The following is a 22673-nucleotide window of genomic DNA, read 5'->3' as shown; positions in this document are numbered from 1 at the left end:
CCGTGGCCTGCCCCGCGCCACGCGTCAGCCACTGACCGCGCGGCGGGTGCCCTCGCCGAACATCGCCAGCGCCCGCAGTGCCGTGCCGAGCTCGGCGATGTCGGCCGGGTCGGACAGCGAGCGGTCGAGCACGTCGGTGATCCGCTTGAGCCGGTGGCGGACCGTGTTGGGGTGGCAGAACATGCGCTCGGCGGTGAGCTTCGTGGAGCCGCCGCCGTCGAACCACGCGCGCAGCGTCAGCAGCAGCGCCTCGCTTTCGGAGTCCGGCAGCTCCAGGATCGGCCGCAGCACCTGGCTCGCCAGCTGGGCCGACGCGTGCGGGTCGCTCGCCACCAACCCGGCCAGCGGCGACTCGGTGAACTGCGCGACGCCCTTCGTGCCCGGCTCCAGGCTGGACAGCGCCACGCGCGCCAGATGCAGCGCGCGCGCCGTCTCGCCGAGGCCCGTGAACACCGGGCTGACGCCGACCCGGCCGCGCGGGTCCTCCCGCAGCAGCGCCAGCACCGGTTCGGGGTCGCGCAGTGACACGACGCCGATCTGCAGGTCCGGCGTCAGCCGCCACGCCGAGGCGTGGTTGTTCCTGCGCAGGCGGATCTCGATCAACGGCAGAGACTCCCGGCCGAGTCCGGGGGTCTCCGCCGCGATCACCACGAACGTGCCGTCGAGCGGGAGGTCGAGCATCCTCGCGATCTCCCACAGCGTGCTCTCGGTCGCCGTGCCCCCGGTGAACAGGGCCTCCACGAGTGCGAGCCTGCGGTTCTGCCTGGTCCGGCTGATCTCGGCCATCGTCTCGCGGTACGTGGTGGTGAGCTCCTCGATGTAGTCGTCCATGAGGTTCCAGATCGCCGTGGTCGCGGAGACGAGCGCGGCGACGTCCTGGGACGGTGTGGTCAGCTCGACGAACCGCTGCCACACCTCGGTGAAGCCGATCCGGAACGCCTTCAGCAGCTCCGGCAACGGGGCGCCGAGCAGGGCCCGCTCGCGGCCGGTCGCGCGGGCCTTGGAAAGGTCGGGGGTGCCGGGCTCGGCGAGGGAGCGGAGCAGGAACTGGAGGTTGTCCCGGCACGAGGCCCGCAGCTCCTGGTGCGAGACGAACCGTTCCTCGCGGTAGACCGGCATGTCCGCGATGATCTGTTCGAAGGTGGCCGTGGTCATCTCCGGCAGGCGCGGCAACGCCAGCCTGGCCATCTCGACCACCGCGGGTTCGGCGCCCGTGTATCGCATGAGATGTCCGTCCTCCCCGTCGAGGGCTCGCGAGCAGACATCTAACACGAACGGTTCCCCCACCGCCTGACCTGGCGGACAAGCCCCGCAACCGCGGGGGTCACGGGGCCTTCCCGCCGCAGGTGCGTCACATCTTGGCGGCGGCGGTCCGGACCGCGTCGCGGATCCGGGAGTAGGTGCCGCAGCGGCAGATGTTGCGGATCTCGTCGAAGTCGGCGTCGCTGATCTCACGGCCCTCCGAGCGGGCCTGCTTCACCTTCGCGATGGCAGCCATGATCTGCCCCGGCTGGCAGTAGCCGCACTGTGCGACGTCCTGCTCCAGCCACGCCTCCTGCATCGGGTGCAGCGCACCGGTGGCCGGGTCGGCGATCCCCTCGATGGTCGTGATCTCGTCGTCGGGGCCGATCGCGGAGACCGGCACCGAGCAGGGGTTGAACGCCTTGCCGTTGATGTGCGATGTGCACGCCTTGCAGACATTGATGCCGCAGCCGTACTTCGGGCCGGTGATGCCGAGCAGGTCGCGCAGCACCCACAGCAGCCGCACCTTGTCGTCGGTGTCGACGGTCACCTGCTTGCCGTTGACCGTGAAAGTGTGTTGGGACAACGAAGGCTCCTCAGAACGTGTAGGCCAGGCCGTCGACCGGCGATTCGGGCACCGGCGGCACCTTCGGCTTCGGCTCGAAGCTCAGGGTGCCGTGGTTGATCGGGAACCGGGTCGGCATCTGGCCAACCGCCCGGCCGTAGGCGCACGCCGCCGCGGCGAAGGAGCTGGCGACGGCCAGCTCGCCCGCGCCGCCGGGCTCCCCGGTCGTGGCGGGCATGACGACGACCTCCAGCTCCGGCGGGGTGTTCCACTGCCGGGTGTAGAAGTAGTTGTCCCAGCTCGCCTCCAGCGGCAGGCCGTTGTCGATGTGCAGGCTGGAGGTGAGCGCGAGCGCGATGCCGTCGTTGACGCAGCCGATGGTCTGGGCCTCGAGTCCCCTGGGGTTGATCGGCAGGCCCGCGTCCACCACGGCGACGGCCCTGGTGACACGCGGCCCCGCCACCGCGTCGCGGATCTTGCGGTTGACCGTCTCCGGGCGGCAGTCGATCTCCATGAGCACCGCGCTGGCGCTCTTGTACTCCCAGTGGAACGCGATGCCCTGCGCCATGCCGTCGGGCAGCTCGCGGCCCCACTCGCCGACCTCGGCGGCCTTGTCGAGCACGGCGCGGAACCGGTCCTCCTTGAGGAAGCCGCGCCGGAACGTCAGCGGGTCCTGTCCCATCTTCGCGGCGAGCTGGTCGATCACGAGCTCGCGTGCGCACACCACGTTGGGCGAGTAGACGTTGCGCATGCTGGCGGTGTGGAACTTGAGCGGCACCTCGTTGAGCAGCTGTGTGGTGGCGCCGAAGTTGTACGGCATCGACTGGGACAGCAGGAACACCGTCTGCGAGAACCCGACGTCGCCCACCGGCAGCTTCGCGGCCACCGCGGTGAGGATCTCGCCGAGGCCGTGGCCGAAGTCGGTGGTGACGCTGGTGTGCCGCTGCTCGTAGCTGACCACGTTGCCCAGGGCGTAGTTGGCCCTGATCCGCGAGATCGACATCGGGTGCGTGCGGCCGTGGCGGGAGTCGTCGGCGCGGTGCCACATCAGTTTCACCGGCTTGCCCATCGCCTTCGAGACCTCGGCGGCCTCCAGCGCGGCGTCGGAGAACAACTTGCGGCCGAAGGAACCGCCGCCGGTGACCACGTGCACCTTCACCGCGGGGATCGGCAGGCCCAGCATCGCCGCGATCTGCTCCTGCGCCACGATCGGTGACTTGAGGCCGGACCAGATCTCCGCGCCGTCCGGTCGTACGTCGGCGATGGCGCAGTTGGTCTCGAGCGCGCTGTTGCTGGCGAAGGCGAAGACGAACTCGGCGTCGATCGACTGCGTCAGCACGGGCGGAACGGCCAGCGGAAGCGTCGCGGCGCGCAGCTTCTCCTCCACGCTGGCGTCCGTCTCACCGTCCACTGTGCCTGGTCCCCAGTCGACTCGCAGCGCGCGCACGGCGTCGATGCACTGCCCGAACGTGGCCGCGCGCACGGCGACACCGGAGGACACGGTGACGACGTCGGTGACGCCCGGCATCGCCGTCACCTCGGCGAGGTTGGCCACCGACCGGACCGTGCCGTTGATCGTCGGCGGGCGGCAGATCATGGTGGGCAGCGCGTTCGGCACCTGCAGGTCCAACGTGAACTGCTTGCGCCCGGTGACCGCGTCCAGCGCGTCGATGCGGGTGGTCGGCCTGCCGATGAGGGTGAACTCGGACGGGTCCTTCAGCGTGGCCGAGACCTCTTCGGTGCGAGGGCTGGCCGCGGCCTCAGCGAGGGAGCCGTAGGACGCGGTGTGGCCGGAGCGCGACCGGATCACGCCCTCGCTCATAGTGAGCGTGGCCGGGTCGACCTTCCACTGCTCGGCGGCCGTCACGAGCAGCCGGGCGCGGGCGACCGCCGCGGCGGTGCGCACCGGGTGGAACAGCGAGCGGACCGAGTTGGAGCCGCCGGTGAGCTGGTTGAACACCAGCTCGGGGCGGGCGTCGGCGAGGTTCACGCCGACCTTGCTCAGCGGGAGGTCCAGCTCCTCGGCGATGAGCATCGCGATGGTGGTGGTGATGCCCTGGCCGACCTCGGCCCTCGGCACGGCGAACGACACGCTGCCATCGCGGTTGAGCTGGATCGCGATGAGCCCCGAGGTGGGCGCCGCCGCGAGGGTCAGCGCGTCGCCGAGGTCGATGATGTCCGCCGGTCCGGGGAGGCTGGGGATCGCGGCCGAGGCGGGAGCCGGAGCCGCGAGGTCTCCGCCGAGCCGGGCCGCGACCGCCAGCGTCGGAGCCGCCAGCAGGTAGCCGAGAAACCGGCGCCGTTCGAGGGCGGGGCTCTGCTCGCCGGGCCGGCGCGATCGCCGTTGATGCGCCATGGGAAGTCCTTCCGAGATCCGCGTTGATCGCGGACACGATAGGAACGTCGCCGAAAGGGGGTCAACGATCCGTAGCCGTGTAGGTCCATCTCTGTGACGGGATGACAGTCTCGTGCCACGAAACTGTGACGCGGTAACAGCCGAACGTCGTACGAGGTTGCTCCGAACGGCCGCAGTCGCCCTCTGCTCGCAGCGAACACCCCTTCCACTACGCCCCATTCGGCGTAGCGTCTGTAGTGGTGTAATCAAGTAATCAACGCATTGGAGGCAGCCATGCGACACGGATGGCGTGGCCGAGGTGGCTGGCAGCAGGCCGACGTCCCCGACGTGGACGACGCACCCGCCTGGCTCAGCGGCCGGCTGCCCGACGACTGGTTCGTCGGCGAACCCGAGATCACCATCGACCGTGAGGAGATCCTCATCGTCGGCGAACTGCCGCAGCTCACCGGCGACTACGCCGATGACGCCGCGCGCTCGGCGGCGGAGTCCGGCCGGATCAGCCGGTTCCGCGAGGACACCAGGGAAGCACGCATCGAGATCGCCCGGCAGGCCGAGCACCGCTACCGGCGCAAGGTCGCCTGGGGCGCACGGATCGGTGGCACGAAAGAGCTGTTCACCACACTCTCGGTGCCGGTGATGACCCGGCTTCGCCAACCGGAGCGCCAAGTGCTCGACACGCTCGTGGCGGCGGGTGTCGCGCGGTCGCGCTCGGAAGCCCTTGCGTGGGCGGTGAAACTGGTCGGTCAGCACGCCGAGCAGTGGCTCACCGAGCTGCGCGAGGCGATGTCCACAGTGGACGACCTGAGGGCGAAGGGTCCGGACCTGGCCTGAACCTCGTCCTGCGACGTCGTCGCGGTTCCGGCAGGCTTCTGGCATGAACTCGCTGACGGACGTGCTGGACGGGCGCTGGGGCGACATCCGGCGGGACATCAGGGCGCAGGTCGCCGACGCGAAGTTCCGGGAGCCGATCGGCCTCGGCGTCGAGGAGCACCGCGCGCAGGTGCTGGAGCAGCTGCAGGAGCTGGCGAAGACCGGCAGGCCGAGGCTCGGCTTCCCCGAGGAGTACGGCGGCAGCGGCGACATCGGCGGCTCGGTGGTGTCGTTCGAGATGCTCGGCCTCGGCGACCTGTCGCTGATGGTGAAGGCGGGCGTGCAGTGGGGGCTGTTCGGCGGCGCCGTCGAGCTGCTCGGCACGCGCGAGCACCACGAGCGCCTGCTGCGTCCGATCATGGACCTCGACCTGCCGGGGTGCTTCGCGATGACGGAGTCGGGCCACGGCTCCGACGTGCAGCACCTGCGCACCACGGCGACCTACGACCCGGACGCGCGCGAGTTCGTGGTGGAGACGCCCGATGCCGGGGCACGCAAGGACTACATCGGAAACGCCGCGCGCGACGGCCGGATGGCCGTGGTCTTCGCCCAGCTCGTGACCAAGGGCGAGAGCCGGGGCGTGCACGCGTTCCTGGTGCCCATCCGCGACGAGGACGGCAACCCGATGCCGGGCGTGCGCATCGAGGACTGCGGCCCCAAGGCCGGGCTGAACGGCGTCGACAACGGGCGCCTGTGGTTCGACCGCGTGCGCATCCCGAGGACGTCGCTGCTCAACCGCTACGGCGACGTCGCGGAGGACGGCACGTACTCCAGCCCGATCGAGAGCGACGGCCGCCGGTTCTTCACGATGCTGGGCACACTGGTGCGCGGCCGGATCAGCGTCGCCGGTAGCGCGGGCAGCGCCACCAAGCGCGCGCTGACGATCGCCGTCCGGTACGGGGAGAAGCGCAGGCAGTTCCGCCGCCCCGGAGAGACCGACGAGGTCGTGGTGCTGGACTACCTGGCTCACCAGCGCAAACTCCTGCCCGCGCTCGCGACGACGTACGCGCTGCACTTCGCGCAGGAGGAGCTGGTCGCGTCGCTGCACGAGCTGCAGAGCGGCGGCGAGCCCGACGAGATCCGGCAGCGCGAGCTGGAATCGCGAGCGGCCGGCCTCAAGGCTGTGTCGACGTGGCACGCGACGAGCACGATCCAGGCCGCGCGGGAGGCGTGCGGCGGCGCCGGCTACCTCGCGGAGAACATCCTGCCCGCGTTGAAGGCGGACACCGACGTGTTCACCACCTTCGAGGGCGACAACACCGTGCTGCTCCAGCTCGTGGCGAAGGGCCTGCTCACCAGCTACAAGGACCAGTTCCAGGACCTGAGCCCGCTCGCGACCGCGCGGTTCGTGGCCGAGCAGTTCGTCGGCGCGGTGATCGAGCGGACCGCTGCGCGCAAGGTGGTGGAGCGCATCATCGACGCAAGCCCTGGCCGCGACGATGACGACGTGCTGTTCGACCGCGCGTGGCAGCTGAAGCTGTTCGAGGACCGCGAGGCCCATGTGCTCGACGGCGTCGCCCGGCGCCTGCGGCAGGCGACCGAGGAGAACGCGTTCGAGGTCTTCAACGCCGCGCAGGACCACGTGCTGCGCGCGGGCCGTGTGCACGTGGACCGCATGGTGCTGGAGGCGTTCGTCGCGGCCGTGGACCGCTGCGAGGACGGCGAGACGAAGGACCTGCTGAGCCGCGTGTGCGACCTCTATGTGCTCGCCAACATCGAAGCCGATCGCGCGTGGTTCCTGGAACACGGCAGGCTCACCAGCCCGAGGGGGAAGGCCGTGGTGGCAGCGGTGAACGACCTGTGCCGCGAGCTGCGCCCGCACGCGCGCACCCTCGTCGACGCGTTCGCGATCCCGGAGCAGTTCCTGTCGGCGCCGATCATCAGCGAGTGAGGTAGTAACGACACGGGACCGCATCGCGGCCCTCGGGCGTGACAGCGACGCTGGTGCCCCCGCCGGGGGTTCGTCACATCATTCGGCGGCCCAGCTTCCCGCTGGCTGCGTTGCCGGTCCGCCCAAGTACGGCCCAGTACGAGGACGAACCGGCGCCTTGCCAGCGGAAACCTGGATCTACCGACTCAAGCAACAGACTTCCGGCGGAGGGCACTAGGCGTACATGACCAGCCAGATCGCGATGTAGTGCGAGATCGCCGCCAGCACCGTGCACGCGTGGAAGAACTCGTGGTAGCCGAAGGTGTTCGGCCAGTAGTTCGGCCAGCGCGTCGCGTAGAAGATCGAGCCGAGCGTGTAGAGGAAGCCGCCCACCAGCAGCAGCACCAGCGCCGCGACACCGCCCGTGCTCGCCAGCTCCGGCAGCACGAACACCGCCACCCAGCCCAGCGCGATGTAGATCGGCACGCCCAGCCAGCGCGGCGCCCCCGGCCACAGCATCTTGAGCGCCACGCCCGCGATCGCGCCGCCCCACACGATGCTCAGCACGATGTATCCCGTCGGCTGCGTCATCGCCAGCAGCGTGAACGGCGTGTACGTGCCCGCGATGAACAGGAAGATCATGGAGTGGTCCGCGCGCTTCATCCACGCGTACGCGCGCGGGCTCCAGATGCGCCGGTGGTACAGGGCACTGACCCCGAACACGCCAAGCACCGTCGCGCCGTACACGGAGGTCGCCGCCGCGGCGAGTCCCGACACGGTCGAGGCGGCCAGCGCGACCAGGGTCGCGCCCGCCACGAGCGCGCCGAAGAAGCTCCAGAAATGAATGTGTCCACGGAGGCGAGGACGGTTCATCGCGGCGGTCGGGTCCGGGCGGCTGTCTGTCGCGAGGCTCACGTCTTCTAGGTTACGGTTCCGTAGGTTCGCACGCACTCCGCTGTGTCGTTGCGGACATCCACGGGCACTCGCGCACGCCCGGCCAATACGTTGGCAACGATTGAGCCGAACCGAGGAGATCACTCGTGAGCAAGTCCAGCCCGCGCCCGTGGCGGTCCCGTCCGCCCGCGCCGACGCGGCCGGGCAAGCCGCCGAGAACCGCCCGTCGCTCGGTCGGTGGACGGCGCGAATGTCACTTTGTCGCCAGGCGTACGCTGCCGTGACGTGAGTCTTCGGTCGTTCGTATCCAAGGTCGTCTACAGCGTCTACTCGTGGCGCCTCATCCAGCAGGCAGGCGGCCGGCACCCGCGCCACATCGGGGTCATCCTCGACGGCAACCGGCGCTGGGCCAGGGAGGCCGGTTTCACCGACGTCAACGGCGGTCACCGCATGGGGGCCAAGAAGATCGCCGACTTCCTCACCTGGTGCCGAGAGGCCGATGTCGAGGTCGTCACGCTCTGGCTGCTCTCAACGGACAACGTGCGCACGCGCTCCAACGAGGAGGTCGCGGCGCTGCTGGAGATCATTCGTGACGTCGTGGACGAACTGGCCAAACCGGGCAACCCGTGGCGGCTCTCGATCGTCGGCGCGCTCGACATGCTGCCGACGGACATCGCCGCCCGGCTCACCGCCGCCGCGCAGCGCACCGACGGCCGCAACGGCATGGTGGTCAACGTCGCCGTGGGATACGGCGGCAGGCAGGAGATCGCGGATGCGGTCCGCAAGTTGCTGAAACAACACGCGGACGAGGGGACGACCATTCACGAGCTCGCGAAGATTCTGGACGTCGACCATATCTCCGAGCATTTGTACACTTCGGGCCAGCCGGACCCGGACCTGATTATTCGCACATCGGGCGAACAGCGGCTATCCGGTTTCCTGCTGTGGCAGTCGGCGCATTCCGAGTTCTGGTTCACGGAGGCGTACTGGCCCGCTTTCCGGCGTGTCGACTTCCTCCGCGCCCTGCGCGACTACGCCGTCCGGCACCGCCGCTACGGCGCCTGACCCCGGACACGACGGTGGCCCGCGGAGCAACTCCGCGGGCCACCGTCATGGCGCTTGCCGGTGCTCAGTCACCGTCGTGGCTGAGGATCAGCCACGGGGTGCGAGCGATGCCGGTGTAGGCGCCCGCGACCAGGGAGGCAGCGCCGTAGCCGAGCGCGGCGCCACCGTCGATGAACTGGTAGTAGGCGTCATCGAACGTGATGTCTTCGCTTGCCGACCTGGGGGCCGAGGTCTCTGCAGGCGCAGCGAACGCGGTACCGCCGACCATCAGCAACGCCGCTGTTGCAGCGGTCACGAAACCAGCCTTCTTCAGCACTTCGCACACACTCCTAGTTCGACTTCAGAACTGGGACTCGCCGCACACACCCGGCTTGTCCCGCAGCTGAAGTTACTGCAAATGGCCTAGTTCCGTTGGTCCACTTACACCATTGTGTAGTTTATTTTTCACGGTTCCCCCTGGAAGGGGATTCGTGTTGCTAATGGGCCTTCGGTGTGGAAGCTGTGAGCTGATAAGCGCCCTTTTCCGGTGAAGGTAATTCGAATGGGCGTGACCGCGCAGGGTGATCAACTACTTACCGTGATGTGATGAGCCGCTCCGGTGACCCAGCACCAACGGTGAGATGACCAATCGGCGAATCACCTACCTGGCTGCCTGCACGAAACGGCGCGCGCAGGTAGCTTCCGAAGTGACGGGTCACGAACCGATGTGGACCGTCGCGGGAGGCCCTGGTCGTGGGAGTTGTGGAGCGAACGGCGAAGCCGTTCTCGAAACGCACGAGGGGGCCGGCACCGGGCCCTCGTGGCCGCACCTGACGTTCCGGCGTCAGGAGAGCGACCTACCAGGGCAGTGCCCGGCCCAGCGAGTGCGGGCGTGGTGTCAACGCCCACGAGGGAGATGCCGTCGTGACTGCGCAGCGTTTGCCCCGAAAGGCCTCCGGCCGCTCATCGACCAGTGCCTCCGGCACTGAGGGATCCTCCGGTCAATCCGGTTCCTCACAGCGATGCACCTACGTTCTCGACACTTCGGTGCTGCTGTCCGACCCCTGGGCGATGACAAGGTTCGCCGAGCACTCGGTGGTCTTGCCGCTCGTCGTGATCAGCGAGTTGGAAGCGAAGCGACACCACCCCGAGCTGGGCTGGTTCGCCAGGGAGGCACTTCGCCTGCTCGATGACCTCCGGCGCACCCACGGCCGCCTCGACGCCCCCGTGCCGATCGGTGACGAGGGCGGGACCGTGCACGTCGAGCTCAACCACTCGGACCCGACGGTGCTCCCGCCCGGGTTCCGCACCGACTCCAACGACCACCGCATCCTCGCGTGCGCGCTGAACCTCGCCACCGAGCTGTCGTCCGTGACTCTGGTCACCAAGGACATTCCGTTGCGGGTCAAGGCGGGTGCGGTCGGCCTCGACGCCGACGAGTACCGCGCGCAGGAGGTGACTCCCTCCGGCTGGACCGGCATGGCCGACCTGGACGTACCGCAGGAGGCGATCGACGCGCTCTTCTCCGGCAATGTCGTCGACCTCTCCGACTACGGCGTGCCCGAGGCCGCCGAGCTGCCCTGCCACACCGGGCTGCGGCTGCTCGCCGGCACCACGAGCGCACTGGCCAGGGTCACGCCCGAGAAGCAGGCGCGGCTCGTGCGCGGTGACCGCGAGGCCTTCGGCCTGCACGGGCGCTCCGCCGAGCAGCGCATCGCGCTGGACCTCCTGCTCGACCCGGACGTCGGGATCGTCTCGCTCGGGGGAAGGGCGGGCACCGGCAAGTCGGCGCTCGCCCTGTGCGCGGGGCTGGAGTCGGTGCTCGAACGCGGCCAGCACCGCAAGGTGGTGGTGTTCCGCCCGGTGTACGCGGTGGGCGGGCAGGACCTCGGTTACCTGCCCGGCTCCGAGAGCGAGAAGATGCAGCCCTGGGCGCAGGCCGTGTTCGACACGCTCGGCGCGCTGGTCAGCCAGCACGTGCTCGACGAGGTCTTCGACCGGGGAATGCTCGAGGTCCTGCCGCTCACGCACATCCGGGGCCGCTCGCTGCACGACGCGTTCGTGATCGTCGACGAGGCCCAGTCACTCGAGCGCAACGTGCTGCTCACGGTGCTCTCGCGCCTCGGCACGGCGTCGCGGGTGGTGCTCACCCACGACGTCGCGCAGCGCGACAACCTGCGCGTCGGCAGGCACGACGGCGTGTCGGCGGTGATCGAGAAGCTCAAGGGGCACCCGCTGTTCGCGCACGTGACCCTCACGCGTTCGGAGCGCTCGCCGATCGCCGCGCTGGTCACAGAGATGCTGGAGCACCACGGCTGACGCGGGAACTCCTCGGCCGGGGGCCGTCACCAGCCTGCGGGCAGGGGGCGGCCCTCGGCGAACCCGGCGGCCGACTGCACGCCGAGCACGGCGCGCTCGTGGAACTCCTCCAGCGTGCGGGCGCCTGCGTACGTGCACGCGGAGCGGACGCCCGCCGTGATCGAGTCGAGCAGGTCCTCCACGCCGGGCCGGGCGGGGTCGAGCGCCATCCGTGAGGAGGAGATGCCCTCCTCGTACAGGGCCTTGCGGGCCCGCTCGTAGCTGTTGTCCGCACGCGTGCGGGCGCCCACGGCGCGCTTGGAGGCCATGCCGAAGGACTCCTTGTACGGCCTGCCGTGCTCGTCGTAGCGCAGGTCGCCGGGCGACTCGTGCGTGCCAGCGAACCAGGAGCCCACCATCGCGGCCGACGCGCCCGCGGCCAGCGCTAGCGCCACGTCCCTCGGGTGCCGCACGCCACCATCGGCCCACACGTGCTTGCCCAGCTCACGGGCCGCGGCGGCACAGTCGAGCACGGCCGACAGCTGGGGGCGGCCGACGCCGGTCATCATCCGCGTCGTGCACATCGCGCCGGGTCCGACGCCCACCTTCACCACATCGGCGCCCGCCTCGATGAGGTCGCGCGTGCCCTCGGCGGTCACCACGTTGCCTGCCACGACGGGCACCGTCGGCGACACCGAGCGGACCGCCTTGAGCGCGGCCAGCATCTTCTCCTGGTGCCCGTGCGCGGTGTCGACCACCAGCACGTCGACGCCCGCGCCGAGCACGGCCTCGGCCTTGGCGGCGACGTCACCGTTCACGCCGATCGCCGCGCCGACACGCAGGCGCCCTTCGGCGTCGGTGGCCGGGCGGTAGATGCCCGCCCGCAGCGCGCCGACCTGGGTCAGCACGCCGGCGAGCCTGCCCTCGTCGTCGACGCCGAGCGCGAGCCTGCCGCCGTGCTCGTGGAGCCGGTCGAAGACCTCGCGGGGCGGTGTGGCGATCGCGACCGTGAGCGCCGCCGTGTCCACCACCTCGCCGAGCCGGGCGAACCGGTCCACGCCCGTGCAGGCGGCCTCGTCGACGATGCCGACGGGCTTGCCGTTCGCGTCCACCACCACGACGGCGCCGTGCGCGCGCTTGCCGACGAGGTTGAGCGCGTCGGCGACGGCGTCACCCGGGGTGAGCACGAGCGGGGTGTCCCAGACCGGGTCGCGGTCCTTGACCCACGTGGTGATGTCGGCCACCGCCACCGGGTCGACGTCCTGCGGCAGCACGACGAGCCCGCCCCGCCTGGCGACGGTCTCCGCCATGCGCCTGCCCGCCACCGCGGTCATGTTGGCGACGACGATCGGGATGGACGTGCCGGTGCCGTCCACGGTGGAGAGGTCGACGTCGAAGCGCGACTCCACCGCCGAGCGGTTCGGCAGCAGGAAGACGTCGTCATAGGTCAGGTCGTGAGGGGGCCGCTGGCCATCCAGGAACTGCACGAGATCTCAGCTTACGGGTTGAATCCGGACAACGCGGCCCCGGTGCGGTACAGCTCCGCAAGCAGCGGCCGCAGCCGCAGGCCCGCGGCGGTCAGCCGGTAGGTGGTCCGTGAAGGGAAGCCGGGGCGCACCTCCCGCACCGCGAGCCCCCGGTCCGTCAGCCCGCCGAGCCGCTCGGTGAGGACCTTCGCCGACAGCGTGGGCAACGCCTCGCGCAGCTCGCCGAACGAACGCGGCCCGCCCATCAGCTCGCGCAGCACGAGCGTCGTCCAGCGGCCGGAGATCGCGGCCAGCGCGATCTCCACCGGGCAGTCCGGCTCCGGCCGGTCGGTGGCGCCCCTCGCGTCGGGCACCAGCTCCGGATCGAACGCGCGGCTTACCGTTTGGTGACCCTCGGGCGGGCCCGCTTGGCTGGTGACATGAGCATCGAGCACGAGCCCAGTGTCCACCTGACAACCGACGCGGCCGAGCACCCGTTCGTGTTCGCCGCGGCGTTCAACGCGGGAACGCCCGAGATCGTCTACGAGGACGGCGCGGTCTTCGTGCGGCCCGACGGCGTGAGTGTCACCGGCGCGGAGGTGCACAAGGCCAACGCCGAGCTGCTCGCGCTCGGGTTGCCGATGGTCGTGCGGCCGCGTCGCGTCGAGGTCGCGGGCGACATCGCGCTACTGATCGTCGACTGGTCCATCGACGGCGACGGCGTGCACCTGGAGGGCACCGCCACCGACGTCGCGCGCCGTGGTGCGGACGGCCACTGGCGCTACGTGATCGACAACCCCATGGGTGTCAGGGCTTCTCCCAACCGGTAGCGCCCTGCTTCTCGGCGCCGATCGTGGTGTGCTCACCGTGGCCGGTGTGCACCACCGTCTCCTCGGGCAGCGGGAACAGGCGTTCGGTGATGGAGCCGACGATGGTCGGGTAGTCCGAGTAGGACCGGCCGGTCGCGCCGGGTCCGCCGTGGAAGAGCGTGTCGCCCGTGAAGACCGCGCCGAGGTCGGGCGCGTAGAGACACACCGCGCCGGGCGCGTGCCCCGGTGTGTGCAGCACGCGCAGCTCGGTGCCCGCGATGGTGAGCTTCTGCCCGTCCGCCAGCTCGCCGTCGGGTGCCCGGTCGGGGTGCGTGAGGTCCCACAGCACGCGGTCGTCCGGGTGGAGGAGGATCGGTGCGCCGGTGAGCCGGGCCAGCTCGGGAGCGGCGTTGACGTGGTCGTTGTGCGCGTGCGTGCTCACGATGGCCCGCACGGCGCGTTCGCCGACGGCCTCCGCGATGCGGGCGGCGTCGTGGGCCGCGTCGATCACGATCACCTCGGCGTCGTCACCCACGATCCACACGTTGTTTTCGACGTCCCAGCTGCCGCCGTCCAGCTCGAAGACGCCGGACGTGACCACGTTCTGCACAGTCGCTGCCATGCGGGAACCCTAACCGCCGGGCAGCATGGCACGCACGGCGTCGATGGTGTCCGCGTCACCCGCCTCCTTGTCCGGCCGGTAGCGCAGCACGCGTGCGAACCGCAGCGCCACGCCGCCCGCGTACCGCGTGCTGGTCTGCACGCCGTCCAGCTCGATCTCCACCACCAGCTCGGGACGCACGTACACCGTCCAGTCGTCGCGGTGGGTCTCCAGCTCGGGCAGGTGCTCGGTCTGCCAGGTGAGCAGCTGGTCGGTGAGGCCCTTGAACGTCTTGCCGACCATGATCGGCGGCCCGCCGTCGGGGTCGCGGGCACCGAGGTGCAGGTTGGACAGGTAGCCGGTGCGCCTGCCGTGGCCCCACTCTGCGGCGAGCACCACCAGGTCGAGCGTGTGTACGGGCTTGACCTTCAGCCACGCCCTGCCGCGCCTGCCCGCCGCGTACGGCGAGTCGAGGTCCTTGACCACCACGCCCTCGTGCCCGTCGGCGAGCGAGGCCGCCAGCAGCGCGTCGGCGTCGGCGGGCTCGCTTTCGCCGGGGATCATGTGCTCGCCGGCGACCCGGCGCAGCGCCGTGTTGCGCTCGCGCAACGGCGCGTCGAGCAGGTCGGTGCCGTCGAGGTGCAGGCAGTCGAAGAAGTACGGCCGCAGCAGCAGCGCACGCACCTGTTCCTCTCGGGTGCTGCCGAAGCGCGACATCGTCTCCTGGAAGGGGCGTGGCCTGCCGTCGTCGGCCAGCGCGAGCGTCTCGCCGTCGAGCACCACCGACTCGCACGGCAGCGCGCGCACCAGCTCGGCCAGCTCGCCGACGTGCGCGGTGATCTCCCGCAGAGTCCTGGTGTAGACGTGCACCTCGTCGCCGTCGCGGTGCACCTGGATCCGCGCACCGTCCATCTTGTACTCCACGACGGCCGAGCCGAGTTCGGCCAGCGCCTCGCCGAGCGACTCGGCGGGGGAGGCGAGCATCGGCCGGATCGGCCTGCCCAGCTCGAGCCGGAACGCCAGCAGCGCCTCGGTGCCGCCCGTCATCGCGGCCACGGCCGTGGCCGGCAGCCTGCCGGAAAGCATGAACGCGCGGCGTACCGTCTCGCCTGCCACACCGGCGGCCTCTGCGATCGCGTCGACCATCACGCCCTCCAGCGCGCCCTGCCGCAGCTCGCCGGTCAGCAGCCGGAACAGGAAGTCCTGTTCGGCCTTGGTGGCGCGGGCGAGCAGGTCGCCGAGTACCTGTGCGCGGCGTTTCGCCGAGCCGCTGCCGCTGGTGTCCGCCACCTCGCCCAGCGCGGAGTCGACCTCGGCGACCGTGAGCCCCGGCTCGGCGGCGGGCTCGGTGCGCAGCTCGGCGAGCGTGCGCCAGCCCGCGCCGATCCGGCCCTGTGTCGGCTGCCCGGTGAGGAACGCGACCGCGGCCGCCAGCTCTTCCGGCCGCGCGGCGGTGAGCAGCCTGGCGAGCACAGCGGTCTTGGCCTTGCGCGAGCGCGTGGCCGTCAGGTCCGCGGAGGCGCTGACGACGTCGTGGAGGAGCATGCCGCCATCATCTCCCCAGGGGCCGACATTTCGCGTGGTGAGCGTGGTGAGCGGGGCGAACGGAGCACCAGCAGCACCGCGACGACGCAGACCCCGAGCCCCAGCAGGCCGCCCGCGGTGACCTGCTCGCCGAACATCACGAACGCCAGCACCATCGTGGTCGGGGGCGTGAGGTACAGCAGCGTGGAGGCCCTTGTCACCGAGCCGCGCCGGACGTTGAGCCAGTAGAAGCCGTAGCCGCCGAACGTCGAGAGCACCACCACCCAGGCGACCGCGAACCAGAACGAGCCGTCCGTGGGCGGGGTGAGCCCGCCGGTCAGCGCGGCGACCGCGGTGAACACCACGGCGCTGGCCCCGGACTGGATCAGCAGCGAGTCGCCCAGCGGCAGCTCGGACGGCAGCCTCCGCTCGGTGAACGTGGCCGCCACCAGCCCGGCCATCGCCAGGAACGGCAGCGCGTAGGCCAGTGCCGGAGCGGCGCCCGGTCGGGCGAGGTCGCCCGCGACCACCAGCGCCACACCGCCGAGGCCGAGCACGAGGCCGAGCCACTGGGACGCGGACGTGCGCTCGCCGAGCAGCGGCCCCGCCAGCGCGGCGGCGGCGATCGGCTGCAGTGCGGCGATCAGCGCGGCGATCCCCGCCGGCACGCCCAGCTCGGCCGACCACACCACCCCGGAGAGGTACACGCCCTGCGACAACAACCCCACCAGCGCGTGCACCGCCACCTCGCGAGCGGGCAACCGCCTGCGCCGGGTCAGCGCCCACCACGCGCCGAGCACGAGCACGACGATGAGGAACCGCCACGCGAGCAGGGTCTCCGAACCCGCCGAGGCGGTGCCGAGCACGGCGCCCACGAAGCCGGAGCTCCACATGAGCACGAAGCCGACCGCGAGCAGTGCACTCATCGGACCTCCGTTGCAGTCAACCGACCGGTATGTTTACTAGACGTACTAAACCGATCGGTATACTGTCAAGGGGTGAGTGAGGAGACGACGTTGACGCCGGCCGCCGAGCGCGTGCTCGAGGTGGCCGGGAAACTGTTCTACGACAACGGCATTCACGCTGTCGGCGTCGAGGCGATCGCCAGCGAGGCCGGGGTCACGAAGAAGACGCTCTACGACCGCTTCGGGTCCAAGGACGCGCTCATCGCGCACTACCTGCGGCGCCGCGACGAGCGCTGGCGCGAGCACGTGATCCGCGTCGTCGAGCAGCGCGGACGCATCGCCCCGGCGCGGCGCCTGCTGCTCGTGTTCGACGCGCTGGAGCAATGGATCGCCGAGGAGAACCCGCGCGGCTGCGCGTTCGTCAACGCGCACGCGGAGCTGCCCGACGCAGCGCACCCCGGCCGGGACGTGATCCGCGAGCAGAAGCAGTGGCTGCTGGAGTACCTGCGCACCCTCGCGAGGGAGGCGGGCGTGCGCAACCCGCGCAAGCTCGCCACATCCCTGCTCGTGCTCATCGAGGGCGCCAACGTGACCTCGACGCTCGGGGTGGTGCCCGGTGCGGTCGGCAACGCGAAGGAAGTGGCCAAACAGCTCATCGAGTCGAGCTGACGGCCTGGTCCTCTTCCCCGCCGACGGCGCGGGTGAGTTCGTCGCGCGCCCGGAACACTCGCGAGCGGATGGTGCCGACGGCGCATCCGCACACCTCCGCGGCCTCCGCGTAGCTCAGGCCGAGCAGCTGCGTGAGCACGAACGCCTCCCGCCGCTCGGCGTCGAGCCCCGCGACCAGCGCGTGCAGCGCCACGAGCCTGCCGTGGTCGGGGGCGGTCGCCGCCGATTCGGGGACCGCCGTCGCGCTGGTCGGCGGCCTGCGCTTGCGGGCCCGCAGGTGGTCGGCCGCGACGTTGCGGGCGATCGCGAAGAGCCACGTGCGCGCGGGCGAACGGCCCTCGTAGCCACGCAGCGAGCCGAACGCCCTCAGGTACGTCTCCTGCACCAGGTCCTCGGCGGAACCGGGATCGGAGAGGTACGTCAGCAGCCGGTGGAGCGGGCCCTTGGTCGTGGCGACGAACCGTTCCGCGGCGCGCCGGTCGCCGTCGGCGGCCCGCACCGCGTACTGCGTGATCTCGTCGTCCACGGCGATCGACCCTAGAGCAGGGGCAGGTTGCCGGGAACTTTCCGGGTCCGGATGGCAACCTGCAGGGTATGGACTGTGTGACCGCGCGCGAGGCGATCTCCGCGACCCTCGACGGGGAGGAGCCCGGCGTCGAGCCCGCTGAACTGGACCAACACGTCAGCGGGTGCCCGGACTGCGCGGCGTGGCGCGAGCGCGCCGCCGAGGTGACGCGGTTTGCCAGGCTCGCGCCCGCAGTCGACGTACCGGACGTCACCGAGCGTGCGCTCGCTGGCTTCCGTCCCTCCCGCCGGGCGCAGTGGCGCACCGGCCTCCGCTGGGCCCTCGCCGTCACGGCGCTGTGCCAGCTGGGCGTGGTGGCCGGCCAGTTCCTCATCTCGGACCCCGCACACGGCACCGGGCACCTGCTGAACGAGACGGCCGCGTTCAACCTTGCCGTCGGTGTGGCGCTGCTGTGGGTCGCGGCGCGGCCGGGCCGGGCCCGCAGCCAATGGCCGCTGCTGCTCACCTTGTCGGCGGCGCTGGTGCTGCTGTCCGTGGTCGACGTCGTGCAGGGCCACGTCACCTGGCACCGGCTCGGCACCCACCTGCCCCTGCTGGCCGGTGCGCTGCTCACCGTGCTGCTCGGCGCCGCCGAGCGCGGCAGCCCGTGGCCGGGCGGCCGAGGGGACGAACGCCGCCGGTGGTTCGCCGGGACCGGGCCGGACACCGAACGCGCCGAGCGGTCCGAAGGCTCGCGGGAGGAGTATCAGCCCCCCGCCGCGCGCAGGGCCGCCTGAGCGGGCCGCTCGGCCACCCAGCTCGCGAGCAGCCGCAGGTTACGTTCGGACTCCGAGCCGGGCTCGGCGGTGTAGGTGATCAGCGCCTGCGTCGGGTCGTCTGGCAGCAGCAGCGTCTCGTACCGCAGCACGAGATCGCCTGCCACCGGGTTGCGGATGCGCTTCACGCCGTTCGCCTTCTCCTGCACCGAATGCGAGTTCCACAGCCCGCGGAACACGGCGCTGTGCGCCGACAGCTCGCCGACGAGCCTCGCCAGCTCCGGGTCGTCGGGATCGTGCCCGGCGGCCGCGCGGAGGTTGCCGACGACCTCCTCGGCCAGCTGCTCCCACTCCGGGTGCAGGCCACGCGCGGTCGCCTCCTCCAGGAAGAACAGGCGCGCGACGTTGCGCTCCTGCGGCGGCACACTCGCGAAGTCGAACGCGATCGCGCCGCCGAGCGCGTTCCACGCGAGCACGTCGCAGCGCCTGCCGAACACCATCGCGGGCACGCCCCGCATCGCGTCCATGAGCTGGAGGATCTCCGGACGGACCCGCTGCGGCCTGCGCACCGGACGGCGTCGTTGGGACCTGGCGAGGTTGCGGAGGTAGGTCGTCTCGTCGGCGGTGAGCCGCAGCGCGCGGGCGAGCGCGTCGAGCACGGCGTCCGACACGTTGCGGGCGCGGCCCTGCTCCAGCCGGGTGTAGTAGTCCACGCTCATGCCCGCGAGCTGGGCGAGTTCCTCCCGGCGCAGCCCCGCGACCCGCCGCCGCGTGGCGCCCTCCGGCAGGCCCCGGTCGCGGGGGTCCAGCGCCGCGCGCCGGGCCTTGAGGAACGAGCCCAGGTCCGCTGCCTCGGTCATGATTCGAGTATCCCGGCGCCCGCAACCTGGTACTGCCGGACCTAGGGTCACGCGGGTCCTGGCAGCCGCACTCCGGGGTCGTGAACGTGGGAGTACCGATCACGACAGGGAGAACAGACATGCGAAGGCGAATTCTCGGTGGTACCGGCATCTCCGTCAGCGAGTACTGCTTCGGCGCGATGATGCTCGGCGCGTGGGGCACGACCGACCACGACGAGGCCGTGCGGATCGTGCACACCGCGCTGGACGCGGGCATCAACTTCGTCGACACCGCCGACATGTACTCCGACGGCGAGAGCGAGGTGATCGTCGGCAAGGCGCTGAAGGGCCGCCGCGACGACGTGGTGCTCGCCTCGAAGGTGCACTTCCCGATGGGCCCCGACGCCAACAACGGCGGCAACTCCCGGCGCTGGATCACCAGGGCCGTCGAGGACAGCCTGCGCAGGCTCGACACTGACTACCTCGACGTCTACCAGCTCCACCGCTTCGACCACACGACCGACCTCGAGGAGAGCCTGTCCGTGCTGTCGGACCTCGTGCGCGCGGGCAAGGTCCGCGTGATCGGCTCCTCGGTGTTCGCCGCCGAGCGCATCGTGGAGGCCCAGTGGGTCGCCGAGCGCAGGGGCCACGTGCGGCCGAGGACCGAACAGCCGCCGTACTCGATCTTCAACCGCTCGATCGAGACCGCGGTCCTGCCTACCGCCGCGCGCTACGGCCTCGGCGTGCTGACGTGGAGCCCGCTCGCGGGCGGCTGGCTCTCCGGCCGGTACGAGAAGGCCGCCGACGTCGACCTCACCACGGGCAGGCGCACGGTGCAGCGGCACAAGTTCGACCCGGCGTTACCGGCGAACGCCCGGAAGCTGGAGGTGGTGGCCGAGCTGCGCAAGCTCGCCGCCGAGCTCGGCAGGTCCCTGACGCACCTGGCGCTGGCGTTCGTGCGGGCGCATCCGGCGGTGACGTCGGCGATCATCGGTCCGCGCACCCACGAGCAGCTTACCGACCTGCTGGCCGGTGTCGATCTGGTGCTGGAGGACGACGTGCTCGACCGGATCGACGAGATCGTGCCGCCGGGCACCGACCTCAACCCGCTCGACGCCGATTACCTGCCGCCCTCGCTCGCCGATTCGGCACTCCGCAGGCGCCGGTAGCCGGCCGGGCTCACCGGCCCGCGGATGCCGACGCGGCCGGCGTTGTGGGCCGCGCGTCCGCGAGGCGAAGGCCCCAGTCGACGAGCAGCCAGCCGAGCCGCTCGCGAGGGGTACGCCTTCGATGCCTGCGCCTGCTTGCCGAGCGTCGCAGGCTCGCGCGTCTCTGGTGGACGAGCGCGTCGAGGAAATCGGGTGGGTCATCGGTTTCTCCCCGCTCGTTTCTCCGGTGCCGCGGTGAGCGCCGTGAACAGCCGGACCTCGCGCGAGCCCTACGGCCGCCGTTCCGGGTCCGTGAGCCGATGCCGGTAGCGTTCGACGATGGCCATGATCTCGTCGCGCACCCGCGCCGCCTCGTCGGCGGTGAGGAACGTGTTCGAAGTGACGATCCCGGTCGCGCTCCGCCAGTTCTCGGGCTCGAGGTCGTGCGCCCGAATTCGGCTCCGCAGCACGGTCATCTCGTGTTCGAGGAAGGCATCGGCCGCTGCCTCGCCTGCGAGCACACCTTCCTTGTCCAGTTCGGACAGCCGGAAGTCCCGCTTCGCGCTGGTGGCGCGCCACGGCTTTCCCGAGTTCCCCCGAGGCCTCCTCGACGAAGCCGTACTTGGCCAGCATGTTCAGGTGTTAGCAGCAGCTCGCCACGCTCTCGCCGGGCACCCGGGCACACCGCGTGGCCGTCGCCGAGCGCTCCACCGTGAGCAGGTCGATCAGCTCGCAGCGCAGGGGATGCGCCATTGCACGCAGGCGAACGGAGGCCCCACCCGCTGGTGGCCCCCTACCTGCCGCCGCGCGCCATCCGCAGCACGTCGAGCGCCTCGTCGAGCTGCTCCTCGGTGAGCTTGCCGTCCCTGACGTGACCGCGCTCCAGCACGACCTCCCTGATCGTCTTCAGCTCCTTGAGCGCCTGCTTCGCCACGGCCGCCGCCTCCTCGTATCCGAGATACTTGTTCAGCGGCGTGACGATCGACGGGGAGCCCTCGGCGTAGGCCCGCGTGCGCTCGGTGTTGACGGTCAGCCCAGCGAAGACCTTGTCCGCCAGCAGCCGCGACACCGCGGCGAGCAGCCGCGCCGACTCCAGCACGTTGCGCGCGATCACCGGCAGGTTGACGTTGAGCTGGAAGTTGCCCTGCGCGCCCGCGAACGCGACGGCCGCGTCGTTGCCGATCACCTGCGCCACCACCTGAAGCGTGGCCTCCGGAATCACCGGGTTGACCTTGCCCGGCATGATCGAGCTGCCCGGCTGCAGGTCCGGAAGGGCCAGCTCCGCGAGGCCGGTGCGCGGGCCCGAGCCCAGCCAGCGCAGGTCGTTGGCGATCTTGTTCAGCGACACCGCGACCGTGCGCAGGTGCCCCGACGTCTCCACGACGCCGTCCTGTGCCGCCTGCGCCTCGAAGTGGTCGCGCGCCTCCGTCAGCGGCAGCCCGGTGACCTTCGCCAGCTCCCCGGCCACGGCCGAGCCGAAGCCGTCCGGCGCGTTGAGCCCCGAGCCCACCGCCGTGCCGCCGATCGGCAGCTCGCCGAGCCTCGGCAGGCCGCTGCGCAGCCGCTCGATGCCGAACCGGACCTGCGCGGCCCACGCGCCCGCCTCCTGGCCCAGCGTGATCGGCACCGCGTCCATCAGGTGCGTGCGGCCCGACTTCACGACGTCCTGCCATTCGGCTGCCCGCTGCTCGATCACGGTCGCCAGGTGGTCCAGCGCGGGCACCACGTCGGTCAGCACGGCCTCCGTGGCCGCGACGTGGATGGTGGTCGGGAACGTGTCGTTGGACGACTGCGACGCGTTGACGTGATCGTTCGGGTGCACGTCACGGCCAAGGGAGCGCGAGGCGAGCGTCGCGATCACCTCGTTGGCGTTCATGTTCGACGACGTGCCGGAACCGGTCTGGAACACGTCGATCGGGAAGTGCTCGTCGTGGGCGCCCTCGGCGACCTCGTCGGCTGCCTTCGCGATGGCGGCGGCCACGTCGCCGTCCAGCACGCCGAGCCGGGCGTTGACGCGCGCGGCGGCGGCCTTGAGCAGGCCGAGCGCGCGGATCTGGGCACGCTCGAGGCCACGGCCGGAGATCGGGAAGTTCTCGACGGCGCGCTGCGTCTGCGCGCGGTACAGGGCGTCGGCGGGCACCTTGACCTCGCCCATCGTGTCGTGCTCGATCCGGTATCGCTGTTCAGCCATAGCGCCAGTCTGGCCTAGCGCAAACCCGACCGCCCGGTGTCCTCGCGCACTAAGATCGGTTACGAGACTGCCACCCACCACTGGCGGAAGGGCGGTGAGCC

22 protein-coding genes are annotated in these 22673 nt (G+C 70.9%); 8 read left to right on the top strand and 14 right to left on the bottom strand.

Annotation, left to right across the window (positions count from 1 at the left end):
• Positions 1-24 precede the first annotated feature (24 nt).
• From FCN18_RS33895 to FCN18_RS33885, 3 genes are all read right to left on the bottom strand, one after another.
• Positions 25-1224: a PucR family transcriptional regulator gene (locus tag FCN18_RS33895; RefSeq protein WP_112270819.1), complete on the bottom strand. Its 1200-nt coding sequence runs from the start codon at positions 1222-1224 to the stop codon at positions 25-27.
• Between the two features lie 127 nt (positions 1225-1351).
• On the bottom strand, positions 1352-1828 hold the full coding sequence (locus FCN18_RS33890; RefSeq protein ID WP_112270820.1) for a (2Fe-2S)-binding protein: 477 nt from the start codon (positions 1826-1828) through the stop codon (positions 1352-1354).
• Between the two features lie 10 nt (positions 1829-1838).
• Complete coding sequence (locus FCN18_RS33885; protein WP_112270821.1) at positions 1839-4163, bottom strand: molybdopterin cofactor-binding domain-containing protein; 2325 nt, start codon at positions 4161-4163, stop codon at positions 1839-1841.
• A 273-nt stretch (positions 4164-4436) separates the two neighbouring features.
• Between FCN18_RS33885 and FCN18_RS33880 the strand changes: the two genes are divergently transcribed.
• Positions 4437-4994 (top strand): hypothetical protein, encoded by a 558-nt coding sequence (locus FCN18_RS33880; RefSeq protein WP_112270822.1) that lies wholly within the window; start codon positions 4437-4439, stop codon positions 4992-4994.
• Between the two features lie 43 nt (positions 4995-5037).
• Positions 5038-6924 carry an acyl-CoA dehydrogenase family protein gene (locus FCN18_RS33875; protein WP_137097074.1) on the top strand — a complete coding sequence of 629 codons (1887 nt, stop codon included), beginning with the start codon at positions 5038-5040 and terminating at the stop codon, positions 6922-6924.
• 213 nt (positions 6925-7137) lie between these two features.
• On the opposite strand, the gene trhA is transcribed toward FCN18_RS33875, so the two are convergent.
• Positions 7138-7776, bottom strand: coding sequence for a PAQR family membrane homeostasis protein TrhA (gene trhA, locus FCN18_RS33870; RefSeq protein ID WP_112271282.1), 639 nt, complete (start codon positions 7774-7776; stop codon positions 7138-7140).
• 306 nt (positions 7777-8082) lie between these two features.
• Between trhA and FCN18_RS33865 the strand changes: the two genes are divergently transcribed.
• Complete coding sequence (locus FCN18_RS33865) at positions 8083-8862, top strand: isoprenyl transferase (protein WP_112270825.1); 780 nt, start codon at positions 8083-8085, stop codon at positions 8860-8862.
• 64 nt (positions 8863-8926) lie between these two features.
• Here FCN18_RS33865 and FCN18_RS33860 read toward each other — a convergent pair whose 3' ends face one another.
• Positions 8927-9178: a hypothetical protein gene (locus FCN18_RS33860; RefSeq protein WP_112270827.1), complete on the bottom strand. Its 252-nt coding sequence runs from the start codon at positions 9176-9178 to the stop codon at positions 8927-8929.
• Positions 9179-9765: 587 nt separating this feature from the next.
• Between FCN18_RS33860 and FCN18_RS33855 the strand changes: the two genes are divergently transcribed.
• Positions 9766-11160, top strand: a complete 1395-nt coding sequence (locus tag FCN18_RS33855) for a PhoH family protein (RefSeq protein WP_112270829.1) — start codon at positions 9766-9768, stop codon at positions 11158-11160.
• Between the two features lie 26 nt (positions 11161-11186).
• Here the strand turns inward: FCN18_RS33855 and guaB1 are convergent, their stop codons facing one another.
• The gene (guaB1, locus tag FCN18_RS33850; RefSeq protein ID WP_112270831.1) at positions 11187-12626 is read right to left on the bottom strand and encodes a GMP reductase; all 1440 of its coding nucleotides are present in this window, start codon (positions 12624-12626) and stop codon (positions 11187-11189) included.
• Positions 12627-12637: 11 nt separating this feature from the next.
• Positions 12638-13060 (bottom strand): winged helix-turn-helix transcriptional regulator, encoded by a 423-nt coding sequence (locus FCN18_RS33845; protein WP_206078041.1) that lies wholly within the window; start codon positions 13058-13060, stop codon positions 12638-12640.
• Between FCN18_RS33845 and FCN18_RS33840 the strand changes: the two genes are divergently transcribed.
• The gene (locus FCN18_RS33840) at positions 13046-13435 is read left to right on the top strand and encodes a YybH family protein (RefSeq protein ID WP_112270833.1); all 390 of its coding nucleotides are present in this window, start codon (positions 13046-13048) and stop codon (positions 13433-13435) included. The two genes, FCN18_RS33845 and FCN18_RS33840, sit on opposite strands and share 15 nt — an antisense overlap.
• Here FCN18_RS33840 and FCN18_RS33835 read toward each other — a convergent pair.
• From FCN18_RS33835 to FCN18_RS33825, 3 genes are read right to left on the bottom strand one after another with little or no spacing between them, the layout of a single operon-like run.
• Entirely contained in the window at positions 13413-14036 is a 624-nt protein-coding gene (locus tag FCN18_RS33835) for an MBL fold metallo-hydrolase (protein ID WP_137097073.1), read from the bottom strand. The two genes, FCN18_RS33840 and FCN18_RS33835, sit on opposite strands and share 23 nt — an antisense overlap.
• Before the next feature lie 9 nt (positions 14037-14045).
• Positions 14046-15560, bottom strand: coding sequence for an ATP-dependent DNA ligase (locus FCN18_RS33830; RefSeq protein WP_137097072.1), 1515 nt, complete (start codon positions 15558-15560; stop codon positions 14046-14048).
• Positions 15521-16465 carry a DMT family transporter gene (locus FCN18_RS33825; protein WP_137097071.1) on the bottom strand — a complete coding sequence of 315 codons (945 nt, stop codon included), beginning with the start codon at positions 16463-16465 and terminating at the stop codon, positions 15521-15523. The genes FCN18_RS33830 and FCN18_RS33825 overlap by 40 nt, the downstream gene beginning before the upstream one ends.
• A 72-nt stretch (positions 16466-16537) precedes the next feature.
• On the opposite strand from FCN18_RS33825, the gene FCN18_RS33820 reads away from it, so the two are divergent.
• The gene (locus FCN18_RS33820; protein WP_112270841.1) at positions 16538-17113 is read left to right on the top strand and encodes a TetR/AcrR family transcriptional regulator; all 576 of its coding nucleotides are present in this window, start codon (positions 16538-16540) and stop codon (positions 17111-17113) included.
• Here the strand turns inward: FCN18_RS33820 and FCN18_RS33815 are convergent.
• Positions 17097-17639, bottom strand: a complete 543-nt coding sequence (locus FCN18_RS33815; RefSeq protein ID WP_206078040.1) for a sigma-70 family RNA polymerase sigma factor — start codon at positions 17637-17639, stop codon at positions 17097-17099. The genes FCN18_RS33820 and FCN18_RS33815 overlap by 17 nt on opposite strands.
• 68 nt (positions 17640-17707) lie before the next feature.
• On the opposite strand from FCN18_RS33815, the gene FCN18_RS33810 reads away from it, so the two are divergent.
• Entirely contained in the window at positions 17708-18415 is a 708-nt protein-coding gene (locus FCN18_RS33810) for a zf-HC2 domain-containing protein (RefSeq protein WP_112270845.1), read from the top strand.
• Here the strand turns inward: FCN18_RS33810 and FCN18_RS33805 are convergent.
• The gene (locus FCN18_RS33805; protein WP_137097069.1) at positions 18385-19254 is read right to left on the bottom strand and encodes a helix-turn-helix domain-containing protein; all 870 of its coding nucleotides are present in this window, start codon (positions 19252-19254) and stop codon (positions 18385-18387) included. The genes FCN18_RS33810 and FCN18_RS33805 overlap by 31 nt on opposite strands.
• A 119-nt stretch (positions 19255-19373) precedes the next feature.
• Here FCN18_RS33805 and FCN18_RS33800 point away from each other — a divergent pair, with 119 nt between their 5' ends.
• Positions 19374-20402: an aldo/keto reductase gene (locus FCN18_RS33800; protein WP_137097068.1), complete on the top strand. Its 1029-nt coding sequence runs from the start codon at positions 19374-19376 to the stop codon at positions 20400-20402.
• A gap of 269 nt (positions 20403-20671) precedes the next feature.
• On the opposite strand, the gene FCN18_RS33795 is transcribed toward FCN18_RS33800, so the two are convergent.
• Together FCN18_RS33795 and FCN18_RS33785 are read right to left on the bottom strand one after the other, a co-directional pair.
• Positions 20672-20902: a hypothetical protein gene (locus FCN18_RS33795; protein ID WP_137097067.1), complete on the bottom strand. Its 231-nt coding sequence runs from the start codon at positions 20900-20902 to the stop codon at positions 20672-20674.
• 272 nt (positions 20903-21174) lie between these two features.
• Entirely contained in the window at positions 21175-22572 is a 1398-nt protein-coding gene (locus FCN18_RS33785; protein WP_112270854.1) for a class II fumarate hydratase, read from the bottom strand.
• Positions 22573-22673 lie beyond the last annotated feature (101 nt).

Source organism: Prauserella endophytica (assembly GCF_005146945.1).
Taxonomy (GTDB): Bacteria; Actinomycetota; Actinomycetes; order Mycobacteriales; family Pseudonocardiaceae; genus Prauserella_A; species Prauserella_A endophytica.
Note: the sequence above shows the minus strand (reverse complement) of the source record. Positions and strands in the feature narration are given on the sequence as shown.

Bases quoted from the DNA above. Each gene is read 5' to 3' on its own strand.
- FCN18_RS33895 (WP_112270819.1), bottom strand. From the start codon at position 1,224: ATGCGATACACGGGCGCCGAACCCGCGGTGGTCGAGATGGCCAGGCTG.
- FCN18_RS33885 (WP_112270821.1), bottom strand. From the start codon at position 4,163: ATGGCGCATCAACGGCGATCGCGCCGGCCCGGCGAGCAGAGCCCCGCC.
- FCN18_RS33880 (WP_112270822.1), top strand. From the start codon at position 4,437: ATGCGACACGGATGGCGTGGCCGAGGTGGCTGGCAGCAGGCCGACGTC.
- FCN18_RS33875 (WP_137097074.1), top strand. From the start codon at position 5,038: ATGAACTCGCTGACGGACGTGCTGGACGGGCGCTGGGGCGACATCCGG.
- trhA (WP_112271282.1), bottom strand. From the start codon at position 7,776: ATGAACCGTCCTCGCCTCCGTGGACACATTCATTTCTGGAGCTTCTTC.
- FCN18_RS33840 (WP_112270833.1), top strand. From the start codon at position 13,046: ATGAGCATCGAGCACGAGCCCAGTGTCCACCTGACAACCGACGCGGCC.
- FCN18_RS33835 (WP_137097073.1), bottom strand. From the start codon at position 14,036: ATGGCAGCGACTGTGCAGAACGTGGTCACGTCCGGCGTCTTCGAGCTG.
- FCN18_RS33830 (WP_137097072.1), bottom strand. From the start codon at position 15,560: ATGCTCCTCCACGACGTCGTCAGCGCCTCCGCGGACCTGACGGCCACG.
- FCN18_RS33825 (WP_137097071.1), bottom strand. From the start codon at position 16,465: ATGAGTGCACTGCTCGCGGTCGGCTTCGTGCTCATGTGGAGCTCCGGC.
- FCN18_RS33810 (WP_112270845.1), top strand. From the start codon at position 17,708: ATGGACTGTGTGACCGCGCGCGAGGCGATCTCCGCGACCCTCGACGGG.
- FCN18_RS33805 (WP_137097069.1), bottom strand. From the start codon at position 19,254: ATGACCGAGGCAGCGGACCTGGGCTCGTTCCTCAAGGCCCGGCGCGCG.
- FCN18_RS33800 (WP_137097068.1), top strand. From the start codon at position 19,374: ATGCGAAGGCGAATTCTCGGTGGTACCGGCATCTCCGTCAGCGAGTAC.
- FCN18_RS33785 (WP_112270854.1), bottom strand. From the start codon at position 22,572: ATGGCTGAACAGCGATACCGGATCGAGCACGACACGATGGGCGAGGTC.